Consider the following 16,354-nt stretch of genomic DNA (forward strand, 5'->3'; position numbering starts at 1 on the left):
CCCGATTCAACTCTGCTGCATCAGGCTCCTTGTTTGAGGCATGAAGATCGCCGAAAACGGTTCCCTCATTTTCGGGATCGTGCCCTAACCCGTCGTCACGGCGGTTTCCAGATCCGACACGTCGACGCTCTGATTGAGATTGGCGTGCAGCTTCTCGTGATCGAGTTCGCCTTCCCACCACGACACGAACACAGTGGCGATACCGTTACCGGTGATGTTGGTGAGCGCTCGAACCTCACTCATGAACTTGTCGATCGAGAACACGATCGCCATGCCCGGCACCAGCGCCGGATTAACCACCGTCAGCGTCGCCGCCAGCGTGATGAACCCCGCACCGGTGACACCGCTCGCTCCCTTCGATGTCAGCATCGCCACGATCAGGATCGTCAATTGCTGACCGAACGTCAGATCGACACCGAGCGCCTGCGAAATGAACAAGGTTGCAAGCGTCATATAAATGTTGGTGCCATCGAGATTGAAGGAGTAGCCGGTCGGAACCACCAGGCCGACCACGGGCTTGGAACAGCCCAGCCGCTCAAGCTTCTCCATCAGTTGCGGCAGCGCGCTTTCCGACGAACTGGTGCCCAGCACGATCAACAGTTCATCCTTGATGAAGGCGATGAACTTGAAAATATTGAATCCGACAAACCGCGCGATCAGGCCGAGCACGACAACCACGAACAGACCCGCGGTTGCGTAAAACAGCACGATCAGTCCGACCAGATTGCCGAGTGCGGCAGGCCCGAATTTACCGATCGTATAGGCCATGGCGCCGAACGCGCCGAACGGCGCGGCCTTCATCACGATGCCGATCACGCCGAACACCGCGTGCGCCGTATCATCGATGATGTTGCGCAGGCGGTCGCCGCGCTCGCCCATCGCCATCAACGAAAACCCGAACAGGATGGCAAACAGCAGCACCTGCAGGATGTCGCCGCGTGCTAGCGCGCCGACCACGCTGTCGGGAATGATGTTGAGAATGAAATCGACTGATTTCTGCGCTTCCGCCTGCTTGACGTAGGTCGCCACGGCGGCGGCGTCCGGCCTTGCCGCGAGCCCATGGCCGATCTGGAACAGATTGCCCATCACAAGGCCGAGCGCCAGCGCGAAGGAAGAAACGATCTCGAAATAGACCAGCGCCTTGACGCCGACGCGCCCCACCTTGCTGGCGTCTTGAACGTGAGAAATACCCGAGACGACCGTGCAAAAGATGATCGGCGCGATCAGCATCTTGATCAGCTTGATGAAGCCGTCGCCGAGCGCCTTGATCCAGTCGTTGGTCGCAAAACTGGGCCACAGCCAGCCAACGAGGACGCCGAGCAGAATGGCGATCAGCACCTGCACGTAAAGTATTTTGTACCAGGGTTTTGCCGGGCGCGCCGGCACTGCCGTTGCGATTGCTGTCGTCATGCGTTGCACTCCCCCATTTGATGTCGCGGGTTGGTCCGTTGTCCACGCCCGGACGGCTGTCCCCGGTGCACTACCAAAATCAAGGGACCGGCGAAGTCAATGGCGCCCTTCGCCACGATGCTGGATACCGGCAACCAACAGGCCTTGCCGCCTATCCGAGCCACCGTGCAATGCGCGCCACGGCTTCGTGCATTTCCTCGGCCGAACGCGCGTAGGAAAACCGCATGAACGCGCGGCCGTGCACCGGGTCGAAGTCGATGCCGGGGGTTGCCGCGACGTGCGCCTTCTCAAGCATCTCGCCGGCGAAGGCGAAACTGTCGGAGGTGAATTTCGATACATCCGCATAGAGGTAAAATGCGCCGTCTGCCGGCAGAAACTCGGCGAGCCCTGCCCGCGGCAGGCCCTCGATCAGGATGCGGCGGTTCTCCTGATAGCCGCGCTTGATCGCTTCCATCTCCTCGCGGCCCCCGAATGCGGCTTCGGCGGCAATCTGCGACAGCGTCGGAACCGAGATGGAAAGGTTTTGCTGCAACCGTTCGATCGGCCGCACCAGCGGTTCCGGCACCACCATCCAGCCGACCCGCCATCCGGTCATGCAAAAATATTTCGAGAACGAGTTGATGACGAGCGCGTGCGGCGATAGCTCCGCCGCCGTCACCGCGGGAAACGCATAGTCGAGACCGTGATAGATTTCGTCGGAAATGAAACGGATGCCCGCCCCCTCCGCCGCGGCCATCAGGCCGGTGAGCGCCTCACGCGACATCATCGTGCCCGTGGGATTGGCCGGGCTGCCGACCAGCACGCCCTGCAGCGGCTTCTCGCGGTGGGCCGCGAGCAGCGCATCGCCGGTCAAGGCGTGACGGGTTTCGCTCGAAGTCTCGATCAGCACCGCCTCGCAGCCGAGCGCATGGAGGATATGGCGATACGGCGGGTAACCGGGCACGGTGACGGCAACGCGATCCCCCGGCTCGAACATGGCGAGAAACGCCAGAATGAAGGCGCCGGACGAGCCGGTGGTGACCACAATCCGTTCAGCGTCCACCGCGCAGCGGTAAGTTTCACGATAGTGCCTTGCGATGCGCTCACGCAGCGAGGGAATACCGAGCGCGGAGGTGTAGTCGATCCGTCCGCTTTCGATCGCGGCACGCGCCGCCGATATCGCGGCTTTCGGCGCCGATGCGGCCGGCTGTCCCACTTCCATGTGAATGACGTGGCCGCCGGACGCTTCAATGCGCGCAGCCGCCGCCATCACGTCCATCACCATGAACGGTGGAACATTGCTGCGTTCCGAGGCCGTCAAAAGGCCTCTGGCGCGGTCTCTCAATGTCGCATCAAGCATCGATATCTGCTATTTGCCGTGTGCCCCAGACTAGCCGCATTCGGCGGTTTGTTAGGGCATATATCGTATCCGATCCGTCGCCAACGATTAAAGACCGCTCAATGCTGCTTCGCATAGCAATCGGCAACAGGATGCCGAAACTGACCGCCCTCGTCACCGCGGTCGCACTCGCCCTCACACCGATGTCGAGTTTCGCGCAGGAAGCCAAGGGGCCACCTATCCTGCGCGACACCGAAGCCGAGCAATTGTTGCGCGATTACAGCCGGCCGATCCTGCGGGCGGCGGGTCTGGAAAAGCAGAACATCCAGGTCGTGATCATCAACGACAGCGTTTTTAATGCGTTCGTCGCCGACGGTCACCGGATTTTCGTGAACTACGGCGCGATCATGCAGTCCGAGACCCCGAACCAGCTCATCGGCGTGCTCGCGCATGAAACCGGCCATCTGGCCGGAGGCCATCTCGCCAAGCTCCGCCAGCAACTGGCGCAAGCGCAGACACAGATGGTGATTGCCATGCTGCTCGGCGCCGGTGCGCTGGTGGCGGGCGCAAAAAGCGGCGGCGATAACGGTCTGACCAACGCAGGCGCCGCCGCCATATCGGCGCCGCAGGAAGTCATCCGCCGCACCCTGCTTTCCTATCAGCGCCAGCAGGAGGAAAACGCCGACCGCGCCGGCGTGAAGTTTTTGACGGCGACCGGCCAGTCCGCGAAGGGCATGTACGATACCTTCAAGCGCTTTACCGATGACAGCCTGTTCGCCGCGCACAACGCCGACCCCTACGTTCAGTCGCACCCGATGCCGGCTGATCGCGTCGCCGCGCTCGAGGAAATCGCGCATTCAAGTCCATACTGGGACAAGAAAGACGATCCCGCGCTGCAGATGCGCCACGACATGGTGCGCGCCAAGATATCGGCCTTCATGGAGCGCCAGGACACGGTCTACCGACGCTATCCGCTCTCGGACACCAGCCTGCCCGCGCGCTATGCCCACGCGATTGCGACCTATCGCCACGGCGATTTGCGTAATGCGCTGGCCCAGATTGACGCATTGATCCAGCTGCAGCCCGCCAACCCCTATTTCTATGAATTGCGCGGCCAGGCGCTGCTGGAAGGCGGCAAGCCCGCGGAGGCGATCGCGCCGCTGCGCAAGGCGGTGCAGCTCTCGAATAACGCGCCGCTCATCGAGATGTTACTTGGGCAGGCGCTCGTGGGAACGGATAATAACGCCTACAGCGCGGAAGCGATTGCGATTCTGCGCGCAGCGGTGAGCCGGGAGACCGAAGCACCGCTGGGTTATACCCAGCTCGCGATGGCTTACGGCCGGAAGGGAGATTATGCGGAGGCCGATCTGGCCTCGGCACAGGCCGCTTATCTTCGCGGCGACAACAAGACTGCGCGAGATCTCGCCTCGCGCGCCAAGACGCGCTTCGCTATCGGTACGCCCGGATGGGTCAAGGCTGACGACATCGTCTCGGCAAAGCCGTTGCCCGGCCAGAAAGGCGACTAAAAGGGCGACTAACAAGAGATCACGCCAAACCCGCGAAAACCCGCTACACGACAAGCCAGCGACACGATCAAGGGTTTTCGAACACCACTTTCACCTAGAGGATTTGCCAATGCCTTCCTTCCGCTTGCTTGCCCCCGCATTATTCGCGCTGGCGCTTTGCGCCATGCCGCCGGCCGCATCGGCGCAGAGTTTTTCCGACACCCAGAAGAGCGATATCGAGGCGATCATCAAGAGCTACCTGGTCTCGCATCCCGAAGTGCTGGAGGAGGCGATGGCGGAATTGAGCAAACGCCAGACCGCCGAGGAAGCGCAGAAGCATGAAGCCAGCGTTGCCGAAAACGCCGCGACGATTTTCAATTCGCCGCGCGGTGTCGTCCTCGGCAACAAGGATGGCGACGTCACCTTCGTCGAATTCTTCGATTACAATTGCGGCTATTGCAAACGCGCCATGGCCGACATGCTCGATCTGATGAAGACCGATCCGAAGCTCAAGGTCGTGCTGAAGGAATTCCCGGTCTTGAGTCCGGGCTCCGTTGAAGCCGCGCAAGTCGCGGTTGCCGTGCGCATGCAGGATCCCGGCGGCAAGAAATATCTCGATTTCCACCAGAAGCTGCTCGGTGGTCGCGGGCCGGCTGACAAGGCGCACGCCTTGGCTGCCGCCAAGGACGCCGGCCTCGACATGGCCAGGCTCGAAAAGGATATGGCGAGCCCGGAAGCAAAGGCCACGATCGAGGAGAACTTCAAGCTCGCCGAATCGATGGGCATGAACGGCACGCCGAGCTACGTGATCGGCAAGCAGGTCGTGGTCGGTGCGATCGGCCTTGATGGTCTCAAGGAGAAGATTGCCCTCGCCCGCTGCGGCAAGGCCGCCTGCTCCTAACGCTCGATATCGTTGCATCCATGAAAAGCCGGCGGTTGCACCGCCGGCTTTGTTTTTGAGCGGTTCCCAACAGCAAGACGTTCATCGCGCATTCACCAAACAAAATCGTCGCAGGCTCCAATATCGAGGAACATCGCACATCGCCTGTCGTTGTCGGCGCGGGCAATGCAAATGTGTGAGGAGAATTTCGATGATTAATCGCTTTAAGATGACGGTTGCCGTGGCGGCGTTGATCGCGGGAACCGGGTTTGCCAACGCGCAGGGCACCGGCATGAGCCGCGAAGCACCGTCAGCGGGTCCTGCCGCTCAGCAGAGTGCGCCATCGTCCGACCGCGGCACTTCCGCGACACCGATGAATCAAGGCGCGACGGAGCCGGGCATGAAGTCCACGCAGTCGCAGGAGAAGTCACCAGCCGCCGGCAAGAACCAGCGCGCCGACGAGACCATGCAAGGCCAGAAGTCCAAGAGCATGAGCTCTGAGAACGACAACGCCAAAGGCGGCAAGGACATCAAGGCTGAAGGCCGTGAAGACCAGAAAGGCATGAAGGCCGAAGGCCGCGACGGCAACGTGAAGGGCGCCGCGGAAAACAAGGGTACGGCGGAAAACAAGTCTCAGACCACGACGGGACAGGCCGGCGCCGGAGCGAAGCTCTCGAGCGACCAGCGCACCAAGATCACCACCGTGATCAAGGAGCAGCATGTGGCCCCGGTCACGAATGTAAACTTCTCGATTTCGGTCGGCACCCGCGTTCCGCACGACGTCGCCTTCCGTCCGCTTCCCGCGGAAGTCGTGACCATTTACCCGGAGTGGCGCGGATATAACTTCATCCTCGTCAGGGACCAGATCCTGGTGATTGATCCCAACACCTTCGAAATCGTGGCCGTCATCGAGGCCTGAGGTTTCCACAGGGACGACCATCCGGGGCGGGCAGCGATGCCCGCCCCCTTTGTCCCGCTTCACCATCCTTTAACCTTGGTTAATGAGTGATTTCCGTAGGTTCCACGCGGCTTTTTACGAACTGCATGAAGCATTTGGACGGGAAACGGCAGGGGGCGGAGGCTTCCCCTTGGGCCGGTTGTTACCTATAACCGCGCCACCACCGCCACATCGCCGGGATTTGGATGGCCAACACACCTGCCGAGACGATTTATATTCTCAACGGCCCGAACCTCAATCTGCTGGGGATTCGCGAGCCGGAGACCTATGGCCACGCGACGCTCTCCGACGTCGAGAAGCTCTGCGCCGAGACATCGGCGCAATTCGGCATGAAAGCCGATTGCCGGCAATCCAATCGCGAAGGCGAACTGATCGATTTCATCCACGAGGCGCACGCGAAGAAAGCGGCCGGGATCATCATCAACGCCGGCGGTTACTCGCACACCTCGATCGCGCTGCACGACGCCCTGGTCGCGGTGAAAATCCCGACGGTGGAAGTGCACATCAGCAATATTCACGCCCGCGAAAATTTCCGGCACCATTCGTTCACGGCCAAGGCTGCCTTCGCAACGCTTTCCGGCTTCGGCATCGACGGTTACCGGCTCGCGATCAATGGCCTGGCCGCCAGGATCGGCGTCAAGGCAAAAGCCTGACGCCTGTCACCCAAAAGAAAGTTACGAGATCATGGCGCGTCAGCCTGACGACAAAGCATCCGCAAAATCCAAGAGCGACGACAGCGCACTCATTCGCGAGCTCGCGCTGCTGCTCGATGAAACCAGTCTCACCGAGATCGAGATCGAACGCGCCGGCTTGCGGGTGCGGGTCGCGCGCAACATCAGCATCGCCGCGTCGATGCCGGCGTCCATTCAGGCCGTCGCCGCCGCGCCCGGCGTTGCGGCCCCCGGCGATGTGGCGGATGTCGCCAAGCATCCGGGCGTCGTGCCCTCGCCCATGGTCGGCACCGCCTATTGGGCTTCCGAACCCGGCGCCAAGCCGTTCATCGAAGTCGGCAGCAAGGTGTCGGTCGGACAGACCCTGCTGATCATCGAGGCGATGAAGACGATGAACCAGATTCCGTCACCGCGCGCGGGCACCGTAAAGCAGATTTTGGTCGAAGACGGCCAGCCTGTCGAATTCGGCGAGCCGTTGGTGATCATTGAATAGAGGCGAGTGGCGAATAGCGAATGGCCAATAGAACGACGACGAACTCAGCGGCCGCTCGAAGCGCTTTCCACTCGCTGTTCGCCACTCACCATTCGCCCCTCCCTGCCTAGGACAACATGTTCGACAAGATCCTGATAGCTAACCGCGGCGAAATCGCACTGCGCGTCCTGCGCGCGTGCAAGGAGCTCGGCATCTCCACGGTCGCGGTGCATTCGACCGCCGATGCCGACGCCATGCATGTGCGCCTGGCCGACGAGAGCGTCTGCATCGGTCCGCCGCCGTCCAAGGACAGCTATCTCAACGTCCCGGCGCTGCTGGCGGCCTGCGAGATCACGGGCGCCGATGCAGTGCATCCCGGCTACGGCTTTCTGTCGGAGAATGCCCGCTTTGCCGAGATCCTGGCCGATCACAATCTGCATTTCATCGGACCGAAAGCCGAACACATCCGCCTGATGGGCGACAAGATCGAAGCCAAGAAGACTGCAAAGCGGCTCGGCATTCCCGTGGTTCCCGGCTCCGAGGGTGCCGTCGGGCCCGACGATGACGCAATGGCGATCGCGAAAGCCATTGGCTTTCCGGTGCTGGTGAAGGCGGCTTCAGGCGGCGGCGGCCGCGGCATGAAGGTCGCGCAGACCGCTGACGACCTGATGCTGGCGCTTTCCACCGCCGCCAATGAAGCCAAATCGGCATTCGGCGATGCCTCGGTCTATCTCGAGAAATATCTGCAGAAGCCGCGCCACATTGAAATTCAGGTGCTCGGCGACGGCCGCGGCGGGGCGATCCATCTCGGCGAGCGCGATTGCTCGCTGCAGCGTCGTCATCAGAAGGTCTGGGAAGAAGGCCCGTCACCGGTTCTGACCGCGGAGGCGCGCGCCAGGATTGGCGGGATTTGCGCCAAGGCCATGCAGGACATGAAATATCTCGGTGTCGGCACCATCGAGTTTCTGTTCGAGGACGGCGAATTCTATTTCATCGAAATGAACACCCGCATCCAGGTCGAACATCCCGTCACCGAGATGATCACCGACATCGACCTCGTGCTGGAGCAGATCCGCATCGCCGCCGGTGGCGAGTTGCCTGCCACGCAGGATGAAATCGCCATCATCGGCCATGCTATCGAGTGTCGCGTCAATGCGGAAAACCCGCAGACGTTTCGTCCCTCCCCGGGGCGGATTTCGCAATACCATCCGCCCGGCGGGCTCGGCGTGCGGATCGATTCTGCCGTCTATCAGGGCTACGTCATCCCGCCCTATTACGATTCCCTGGTGGGCAAGCTGATCGTGCACGGCAAGACCCGCGCGGAGTGCCTGATGCGGCTGCGGCGAGCGCTCGACGAAATGGTGGTGGAAGGCATCGAAACCACGTTGCCGCTGTTCAGGGCGCTGGTCCGCGAACCCGCCATCATCGACGGCGACTACCATATTCACTGGCTGGAGCAATATCTGGCCGGTAAACCGGCCAATTGAGCGGCCGCCTCTCCCGACAAAAATATCCGATCCCTCCGGGAACCATTTGCCCCAATGGAAGTTTTCGGGTTGCCGGGAACGATCCCGCGGGGGACAGTTGATTTCGCCAAGCGAAACACTTGTGACGGTTGATGCCACGCGCCGGCGCGCGATTGGTCAAATCCTGCTGCTCGCGGCCGGGCTTTTTGTGCTGGTTGCGATCAGCGCCTTGTCGGTGGTCCTCGTCACCCAGTCCCGCAAGGACAACGCCTGGGTGGTTCACACCGTTGAGGTGGAAAACCAGATCAACGCCTTGCTGCTGGACATCCGCCGCGCCGAAAGCGCCACGCGCGCTTACATGCTGTCTTCGGCGCCGCAATTCCTCAGCGAAAACGAATCTGCGACGGCAGCCATCCTGCCCGAGCTCGACCATCTCACTCATTTGACCAGCGACAATCCGGTTCAAGCCGAGAACGCCGCGAAACTGAAAACAGCAGTTGAGCTGCGGTTAGGTGAATTCGCCCGAGGTATCGATCGCACCCGGAACAATGATGTCGCAGCCAGCATTGCCGTCTTGCGCGAAGGCCGATCGAACGAGGCCGCCGAGGCCATCACGCAGATCACGCACGCGATGCGCGGCGAAGAAGATCGCCTTTTCGCGCTACGGACGAAAATCGCCGACCGCACCCAGCAATTGGCATCGATCGTGACCGTCGTCGGCTCCGGCCTCGTGATCGCGCTTGCCGCGATTTCGGTGTTTTTGGTGCGGCGTTCGTCGCGCGCGCGCGATTTTGCCGAAGCGCGGTTGCGCGACAGCAATCTCAATCTTGAGGCGACGGTCGACGAGCGCACGGCCGATCTGCGCGAAGCCAACAACGAAATCCAGCGCTTTGCCTATATCGTCAGTCACGATCTGCGCTCGCCGCTGGTCAACATCATGGGTTTCACCAGCGAGCTCGAGGAATTGCGTGGCGACATCTTCAGGCGAATCGCGACGCTCGGCCATATGACGGATTCCGCGCCACTCGTTCCGGCCGATGGCGGCGACGTCGAAACCATGCTCGACGGACCGGACAAGCAGCTCTCGCAGGATTTCGCCGAAGCGCTCGGCTTCATCAAATCGTCGATCGCCAAGATGGACCGCCTGATCACCGCCATCCTCAATCTGACCCGCGAGGGGCGGCGCGAATTCCAGCCGGTGCAAATCGACACCCGCGAGTTGATCGAGAGTATCGTTTCGACCGTCGCCCATCAGGCGGCCGAGGCCGACGCGCAGATTCGCATCGAGCCGCTGCCGGACATCATCAGTGACCGGCTTGCAATCGAGCAGATCTTTTCCAACTTGATCGACAACGCACTCAAATACCTCAAGCCCGGGGTTCCCGGCGACATCACGATCCGGGGCCGCACCAAGCTCGGCTTTGCGATTTTTGAGATTGCAGACAACGGCCGCGGCATCGATCCCAAGGACCACCAGCGGATCTTTGACCTGTTCCGCCGTGCCGGTACACAGGATAAGCCCGGACAGGGCATCGGGCTCGCCCACGTCCGGGCGCTGGTGCGGCGGCTCGGTGGAACCATGTCGGTTTCATCGGAACTTCACAATGGCAGCACATTCACGATAACACTGCCCATCGCCTGGGCAGCCAGTAACCGGAACAGAGATACATGAGCAAGCCAGTCACCATCATCATGATCGAGGACGACGAAGGGCACGCCCGCCTCATCGAGCGGAACATCCGTCGCTCCGGCGTCAACAACGAGATCTTGCCGTTCACCAATGGTACAGCTGCAGTGAACTATTTGTTCGGCAACGATGGTACCGGCGTCGACCATAAGGGCGAGGCGTTGCTGATCCTGCTCGATCTCAACCTGCCGGATATGACCGGCATCGATATCTTGCGCCGGGTCAAGGAAAACAAATATCTGAAATGCGCTCCGGTCGTCGTGCTCACGACCACCGACGACTCGCAGGAGATCAAGCGCTGCTATGAACTCGGCTGCAACGTCTACATCACCAAGCCGGTAAATTACGAAAGCTTCGCCAACGCCATTCGCCAGCTTGGCCTGTTCTTTTCCGTCATTCAGGTTCCGCAAGCCGCCACATGAGCGCTGCCATGCCCACGCTGCTATATATCGACGACGATGAGGCGCTGGCCCGGCTGGTCGACCGCGGCCTGACCCGGCTCGGCTTCAGCGTGGTCCATGCCGCAAGCGGCACGGCCGGGCTCGACCGGCTGCAGCAGGGCGGCATCGACGTCGTCGCGCTCGATCAATACATGCCCGGGCTCGATGGCCTCGAAACCCTCGAGCAGATATTGGCGATTCCGAATTCGCCGCCGGTGGTGTTCGTCACCGCTTCGCAGGATTCAACCATCGCCGTCACCGCGCTCAAGGCGGGCGCCGCCGATTATCTGGTAAAGGACGTGCAGGGCGATTTCATCCCCCTGCTCCAGGTCGCCGTCAACGGCGCGTTGCGTCAGGCGCAGATCCAGAAGGCCCGCGACGAAGCCGAGGCCGAGGTCCACGCCTCGCGCGACCGCTACGCCGCGCTCGCCGCCGAGCGCGAGGTGCTGCTGCGCGAGGTCAACCATCGCGTCGGCAACAGCTTGCAGATCATCGCCTCGCTGCTGCATCTGCAGGCCAGCTCCGCAGCGCAGGACGACGTCAAGGCCGCGTTGACCAATGCGATGGGCCGTGTGGCCGCGGTGGCTCAGGTTCACCGCCGCCTCTACACCTCGCACGATCTGAAGAGCGTGCTCCTGAACCAGTACCTGGATGCCCTGCTCGAGGACCTCAGGCGGTCCGCCGAAGGCAACCGGATGTCGCGGCTGACATTGAAGGCCGAACCGATCGAGATCGATCCGGACCGCGCGGTGGCGATCGGCATCATCGTCAATGAACTGGTGATGAACGCCGTCAAATACGCCTATCCCGACGGCGCCGGTCCTATTCACGTCGAGCTCAAGGCGCAAGGTGACGATCTGGTACTGTCGATCGCCGATGACGGCGTCGGCCTCAACGTCAAGGCGGACCCGCGCTCCACCGGCATGGGACAGCGCATCGTCACTGCGATGGCGACCAAGCTGGATGCCTGCGTCGAGCGCGATCCGAGCCATACCGGCACCCGGATCGTGGTCCGGTTTCGCCGCGTCAATGCACCCGCCACGAAACCTGCGAACGCGGCCGCGGGCTAAAGCCTTTTCGGTTCTGATGGAATCAGAACCGAGGCTCTATTTCTTTTGTTTTGACGCGTTTTCTTCACGCGAACCGGAAGCCACTTCGCTCGAAAACGCTATAGTGCGCGGTCGCATGCCGGCCCTCACCCTGCTATCCTGGCGCACATGACGTCGCGCGACTCCGCCACTTCCGAAATCACGCCCGAAGTGCTGCTGCGCGCCTATGCCTGCGGCATTTTCCCGATGGCCGAAAGCGCCGATGATCCGACCCTGTTCTGGGTCGAGCCGGAAATGCGCGGCGTCATCCCGCTCGACGGCTTTCATGTCTCGTCGCGGCTGGCGCGCACCGTGCGCTCAGACGCCTTCACCGTTACCGTCGATACCGCTTTCAAGGCCGTCATCGCCGGCTGCGCCGCGCCACAGCCCGGGCGCGACGATACCTGGATCAACAAGCGCATTCGCGATCTCTATATCGGGTTGTACGAACTCGGGCATTGCCACAGCGTCGAGGTCTGGGAGAACGATGACCTTGTCGGCGGACTATACGGCGTCAACCTCGGCCGCGCCTTCTTCGGCGAGAGCATGTTTCACCGCACCCGCGACGCCTCGAAGGTGGCGCTGGTGCATCTGGTGGCGCGGCTGATTGCAGGCGGTTTCGCACTGCTCGACACCCAATACGTGACCGAGCATTTGCGCAGTTTCGGCGCGGTCGAGGTGCCGCGACGGCGTTACCGGGCGCTGCTGGACAAGGCGATCACAGGAGAGGCCGCGGATTTCGGCAAGCTGCCGGTTGATCGCCCCCTCAGCGGCGCGGATGCGCTCCAGATCATCGCGGAGCGCGGCTAGCCGAAGGCGCGCTCTATTGCCGGAAAATTCCGAACAGACCACCAGGCTGCTGCTGAGGTTGCGGCGGTGGCGGAGGCGGCTGCTGCACCTGCTGTTGCATCGGTGCCGGCGGACGCGGAGCTGTCTGCTTTTGCGCCGGCGGACGCTTCTGCGCAGATGGTGGAGGCGGCGGTGCCGTGGGTTTCGGCGGATCGGGCTGCGCAGTGCTGACGACAGTGGTGTCAGGGACTTTGCAGTCAGTCAGCCAGATATCATAGATCGGATGCTCGATCGCGTGCAGGCCGGGGCTTGCCGCAAACATCCAGCCGGAAAAAATCCGCTTCACCTCGCCTTGCAGCGTGATCTCGTCGACCTCGACAAAGGCGTCGGTGTTGGCTGACTCGGTGGCCGGACGGGTGTAGCAGGCATCGGTCTTGACCCGCAGCGCGCCGAACTGCACGGTTTCGCCGATATCCTCATCGAAATTGATGATGCGTCCGGTGATTTTGTCGAGACCGGAAAAACTCGCTTTCTTGTTGATGATCTTCTGCGCCGGCGGCTCGGTGACGACTTCATCGCCCGGCTGCAACGTGGCCGGCGTCTGCGGAACCCCGGTCTGAGGAGTGCCCTTGGGCTGACGCTGTCCCGGTGGCAAGCCCGGCAGCGGATTGGGCCCTGATGGCGCGACGGCGACGCCCTGACCAGGCTGCGGCGGCATGCCGGCAGCCGCGGGCGGCGTGTTCTGCGGAATGACGGTCGTGCCTGGCGGCGGCGCCAAGGGCTGCGACTGGACTGCGCCGGGCGGCGGCACGCCCTGCGCTGGTGGCGGCAACCGGGTGGGAGCCGCAGGCAGCACACGGCCCTGCGGCAGTTCCGGCACGTCCTCCTCGTCGTCAGGCGGCGGCTGATTGCCGCGCGGGACATTGCCCGGCGGGCGCGGTGTGGGATCGGAAAAGATATTGCCGATCTGCGCCTGCGCGGGCGGCGCAAGTGTGATCGTCGCAGCGGCAATGAGGGCCGCAAAGCCAGTCAGGGCAATGGTTCGAAGCATCTCGCGCGGGCTTTAAGAGGCGAATCGGGCTGACGCCATTGTACAATTTATGAGCCGCCCACTGGGCAACCGGTTAACACGCCGAATACGGCGGGGAAAGGGCGCTTGCGGACGCTCCCACCGCTAGTATCCGGCTTCCAAAGCTCCTTTGCCCTCGCTGCAACCCCTTATGCGAACTTCGGAATCTTGAGGGCCACGACAAACCACGATTCCGATGCGGATCTCGGATTTGAAGCCCCTCGACCGACGCGCCGCCCCCGAAGGAACTTCAAAGCCACTGCACTGGTCAGCCCGCGCCACCCATGGAATAGTCGGCGGATCAAAGCTGGCGCGGCCCACGCGCCGGCAAGGAAAACCCGGGACAACCGGGGAAGCCCAGGGGAAACACCGACATGCCCGATCGAATTCGTCTGGACGGCAGGGTCGCCGTCGTCACCGGTGCGGCCGGCGTCATCGGCACCGCAACCGTGCGGTTGCTGGCCGAGCGCGGTGCGCGAATTGTCGCAGTCGACCGCAAGCCACAAGACCTGCAAGCCGCGATCAGGGATTTGCCCGCCTCGGCGGAGGCGCTCGCCGTCACCGCCGACGTCAGCCATGAGGAAGAGGTCGCCGAATATGTCCGCGCCGCCGTCGACAGGTTCGGCACCATCGACGTGTTCTACAACAACGCCGGTGTTGAAGGTGACATCAGGCCGATCACCGAATATTCGCTGGAGGCGTTTCGCCGCGTGCTCGACGTCAATGTGGTCGGCGTCTTCCTGGGGATGAAGCATGTGTTGCCGGTAATGTTCAAAAACAACAAAGGCAGCATCATCAACACCGCTTCGATCGCGGGCCTGGTGGGCTCGCCACATATCGCAGTCTACAGCGCCAGCAAGCACGCGGTGATCGGGCTCACCAAGAGCGCCGCGTGGGAATGCACCGCGACCGGCGTCCGCGTCAATTGCGTCTGCCCCGGCCTGATCGACAGCCGGATGCTGAGCGCGATCATCGACGGCCGCAATCCCGGCAACGCGCCAACGCCGAACGAAAAGATCGTGGAGCGGATTCCGGCCCGCCGACTGGGCCAGGCTTCCGAAGTCGCCTCCATCGTGGCGTTCCTTGCCTCCGACGAGGCGAGCTATGTCTCGGGCTCAGCCTACACCGTCGATGGTGGCCGCACCGCCGCCTAAGCGCTCTAGTTCTGACATCAGAAGGTTTTCCAATCATGCCCGTCGTTCTCGATCCCGATGCCGCCGCCGTCTACCAGGCGTTCCAGGAAGCGGGCCGGCCGCCTTATGAAACGGTCTCGCCGGCTGAAGCGCGCGAGCTCTATCTGAAGGGCCGCGTCGTCACCAACCCGGGGCCGCCGGAGCTGAAATCGGTGCAGCCGCTTGCGATCCCCTCGCCTGCCGGATCGATTCCGGCGCGCATCTACACGCCGCTGAAGCTGAGGCAGGCCAATGGTCTTGCGCCATGTCTGGTTTTCTTTCACGGCGGCGGCTGGGTAATCGGCGATCTCGATTCCCATGATGTGGTGTGCCGCAAGCTCGCCGATGCAAGCCAGCTTATCGTGATCTCGGTCGGTTATCGTCTGGCGCCCGAGCATAAATTTCCCGCTGCCGTCGATGATGCCATCGCTGCGACAACGTGGATCGCCGGCAATGCAACGCAACTCGGCATCGATTCGTCGCGGCTGATGGTCGGCGGCGACAGCGCCGGCGGCAATCTCGCCGCGGTCGTCGCGATATCGGCGCGCGACGGCGATGGTCCGGCGATCGCGGGTCAAGTGCTGATCTATCCCGCCGTCGACTTCGCCATGACGCATCCTTCGCACAGCGAGCCGGAGACCAGCATCCTGCTGACGCATTCCGTCATCAGGTGGTTTCGCGATCATTATCTCAGCGGCACCGCCGACGTTCATGACTGGCGCGCCTCGCCGGCAAAAGCCGCGACGCTGGTCGGGTTGCCGCCGGCCTATGTGCTGACCGCCGGCGCCGATCCCTTGCGCGACGAAGGCGACGAATATGCCGCCCGTCTGCAGCAAGCCGGCGTTGCCGTCACGCACCGGACATTTCCCGGCCAATTCCACGGCTTCTTTACCATGGGCAAGCTGCTACAGCAGGCCAATGTCGCAGCCAGCGAAATCGGCGCGTGGCTGAAGGCGCTGAACTAGCGCGAACGCATAAAACGCGTCCAGGAATGCTCGTTGCGGTCCACTTTGATCCGATAGCGAATTCTTGCCGAGCCTCCCGCAATCATTGAACATGATGAGTCAATTATCTTCGACGATAGACCTCAGTGTCTGCGTCGAAACGGCGGCCGTGTCGTCGAATCAGATCTTCTGCACCTTCAACACTTGTGAGGCCAAACCCGCAAGGCGCATTGCAGATGCGTCGATAGAATGTATCGAAATGTATCGATGTATTTCTGAGAAGACAACGCATCGCTTTGTTTTGATAATTTCTAAGATCCACGCGAGGCAAGTAGAGGCATTCTAGGATTCGAACGAGGACAGGTCGAATAAGAACCCGGCGCAGAAGCCACACAAGGTGGCCCACTGCGCGGGGATAATTTCGGTGAACGTTGTTGGAAGAAAAGTTACGCGGGCCTGCGCTATCGCTGGTGACGGAGCCTGCA

At 62.0% G+C, this 16,354-nt stretch carries 15 protein-coding genes; 12 read left to right on the top strand and 3 right to left on the bottom strand.

Features of this window, described 5'->3' with window-relative positions; all coding sequences use genetic code 11:
* Window positions 1–84: 84 nt before the first annotated feature.
* The gene (gene dctA / locus BLV09_RS07830; RefSeq protein ID WP_146686871.1) at window positions 85–1,410 is read right to left on the bottom strand and encodes a C4-dicarboxylate transporter DctA; all 1,326 of its coding nucleotides are present in this window, start codon (window positions 1,408–1,410) and stop codon (window positions 85–87) included.
* A 151-nt stretch (window positions 1,411–1,561) separates the two neighbouring features.
* A complete protein-coding gene (locus BLV09_RS07835) occupies window positions 1,562–2,749 on the bottom strand; it encodes a pyridoxal phosphate-dependent aminotransferase (RefSeq protein WP_146686872.1) in 1,188 nt (395 codons plus the stop codon).
* A gap of 101 nt (window positions 2,750–2,850) precedes the next feature.
* Between BLV09_RS07835 and BLV09_RS07840 the strand changes: the two genes are divergently transcribed.
* From BLV09_RS07840 to aat, 10 genes are all read left to right on the top strand, one after another.
* Window positions 2,851–4,254 carry a M48 family metalloprotease gene (locus tag BLV09_RS07840; RefSeq protein ID WP_146686873.1) on the top strand — a complete coding sequence of 468 codons (1,404 nt, stop codon included), beginning with the start codon at window positions 2,851–2,853 and terminating at the stop codon, window positions 4,252–4,254.
* A 109-nt stretch (window positions 4,255–4,363) separates the two neighbouring features.
* Window positions 4,364–5,134 carry a DsbA family protein gene (locus tag BLV09_RS07845; RefSeq protein ID WP_100381588.1) on the top strand — a complete coding sequence of 257 codons (771 nt, stop codon included), beginning with the start codon at window positions 4,364–4,366 and terminating at the stop codon, window positions 5,132–5,134.
* A 190-nt stretch (window positions 5,135–5,324) separates the two neighbouring features.
* Entirely contained in the window at window positions 5,325–6,032 is a 708-nt protein-coding gene (locus tag BLV09_RS07850; protein ID WP_146686874.1) for a DUF1236 domain-containing protein, read from the top strand.
* 224 nt (window positions 6,033–6,256) lie between these two features.
* A complete protein-coding gene (aroQ, locus tag BLV09_RS07855) occupies window positions 6,257–6,724 on the top strand; it encodes a type II 3-dehydroquinate dehydratase (protein WP_146686875.1) in 468 nt (155 codons plus the stop codon).
* A 31-nt stretch (window positions 6,725–6,755) separates the two neighbouring features.
* A complete protein-coding gene (gene accB / locus BLV09_RS07860) occupies window positions 6,756–7,235 on the top strand; it encodes an acetyl-CoA carboxylase biotin carboxyl carrier protein (protein ID WP_100381585.1) in 480 nt (159 codons plus the stop codon).
* Between the two features lie 116 nt (window positions 7,236–7,351).
* Window positions 7,352–8,701 (top strand): acetyl-CoA carboxylase biotin carboxylase subunit, encoded by a 1,350-nt coding sequence (gene accC, locus BLV09_RS07865; protein ID WP_100381584.1) that lies wholly within the window; start codon window positions 7,352–7,354, stop codon window positions 8,699–8,701.
* 121 nt (window positions 8,702–8,822) lie between these two features.
* Window positions 8,823–10,352, top strand: a complete 1,530-nt coding sequence (locus BLV09_RS07870) for a sensor histidine kinase (RefSeq protein WP_146686876.1) — start codon at window positions 8,823–8,825, stop codon at window positions 10,350–10,352.
* The gene (locus BLV09_RS07875) at window positions 10,349–10,789 is read left to right on the top strand and encodes a response regulator (RefSeq protein WP_100381583.1); all 441 of its coding nucleotides are present in this window, start codon (window positions 10,349–10,351) and stop codon (window positions 10,787–10,789) included. The genes BLV09_RS07870 and BLV09_RS07875 overlap by 4 nt, the downstream gene beginning before the upstream one ends.
* On the top strand, window positions 10,786–11,877 hold the full coding sequence (locus BLV09_RS07880; RefSeq protein ID WP_146686877.1) for a sensor histidine kinase: 1,092 nt from the start codon (window positions 10,786–10,788) through the stop codon (window positions 11,875–11,877). The genes BLV09_RS07875 and BLV09_RS07880 overlap by 4 nt, the downstream gene beginning before the upstream one ends.
* A 147-nt stretch (window positions 11,878–12,024) precedes the next feature.
* Window positions 12,025–12,705, top strand: coding sequence for a leucyl/phenylalanyl-tRNA--protein transferase (gene aat / locus BLV09_RS07885; RefSeq protein WP_146686878.1), 681 nt, complete (start codon window positions 12,025–12,027; stop codon window positions 12,703–12,705).
* 13 nt (window positions 12,706–12,718) lie between these two features.
* Here aat and BLV09_RS07890 read toward each other — a convergent pair whose 3' ends face one another.
* A complete protein-coding gene (locus BLV09_RS07890; RefSeq protein ID WP_146686879.1) occupies window positions 12,719–13,735 on the bottom strand; it encodes a DUF2155 domain-containing protein in 1,017 nt (338 codons plus the stop codon).
* Between the two features lie 392 nt (window positions 13,736–14,127).
* On the opposite strand from BLV09_RS07890, the gene BLV09_RS07895 reads away from it, so the two are divergent.
* Together BLV09_RS07895 and BLV09_RS07900 are read left to right on the top strand one after the other, a co-directional pair.
* A complete protein-coding gene (locus BLV09_RS07895) occupies window positions 14,128–14,907 on the top strand; it encodes an SDR family NAD(P)-dependent oxidoreductase (protein WP_146686880.1) in 780 nt (259 codons plus the stop codon).
* Window positions 14,908–14,942: 35 nt separating this feature from the next.
* On the top strand, window positions 14,943–15,890 hold the full coding sequence (locus BLV09_RS07900) for an alpha/beta hydrolase (RefSeq protein WP_146686881.1): 948 nt from the start codon (window positions 14,943–14,945) through the stop codon (window positions 15,888–15,890).
* The last annotated feature ends 464 nt before the right edge of the window (window positions 15,891–16,354 follow it).

The sequence above is a fragment of the Bradyrhizobium canariense genome (assembly GCF_900105125.1).
Lineage (GTDB): Bacteria > Pseudomonadota > Alphaproteobacteria > Rhizobiales > Xanthobacteraceae > Bradyrhizobium > Bradyrhizobium canariense_A.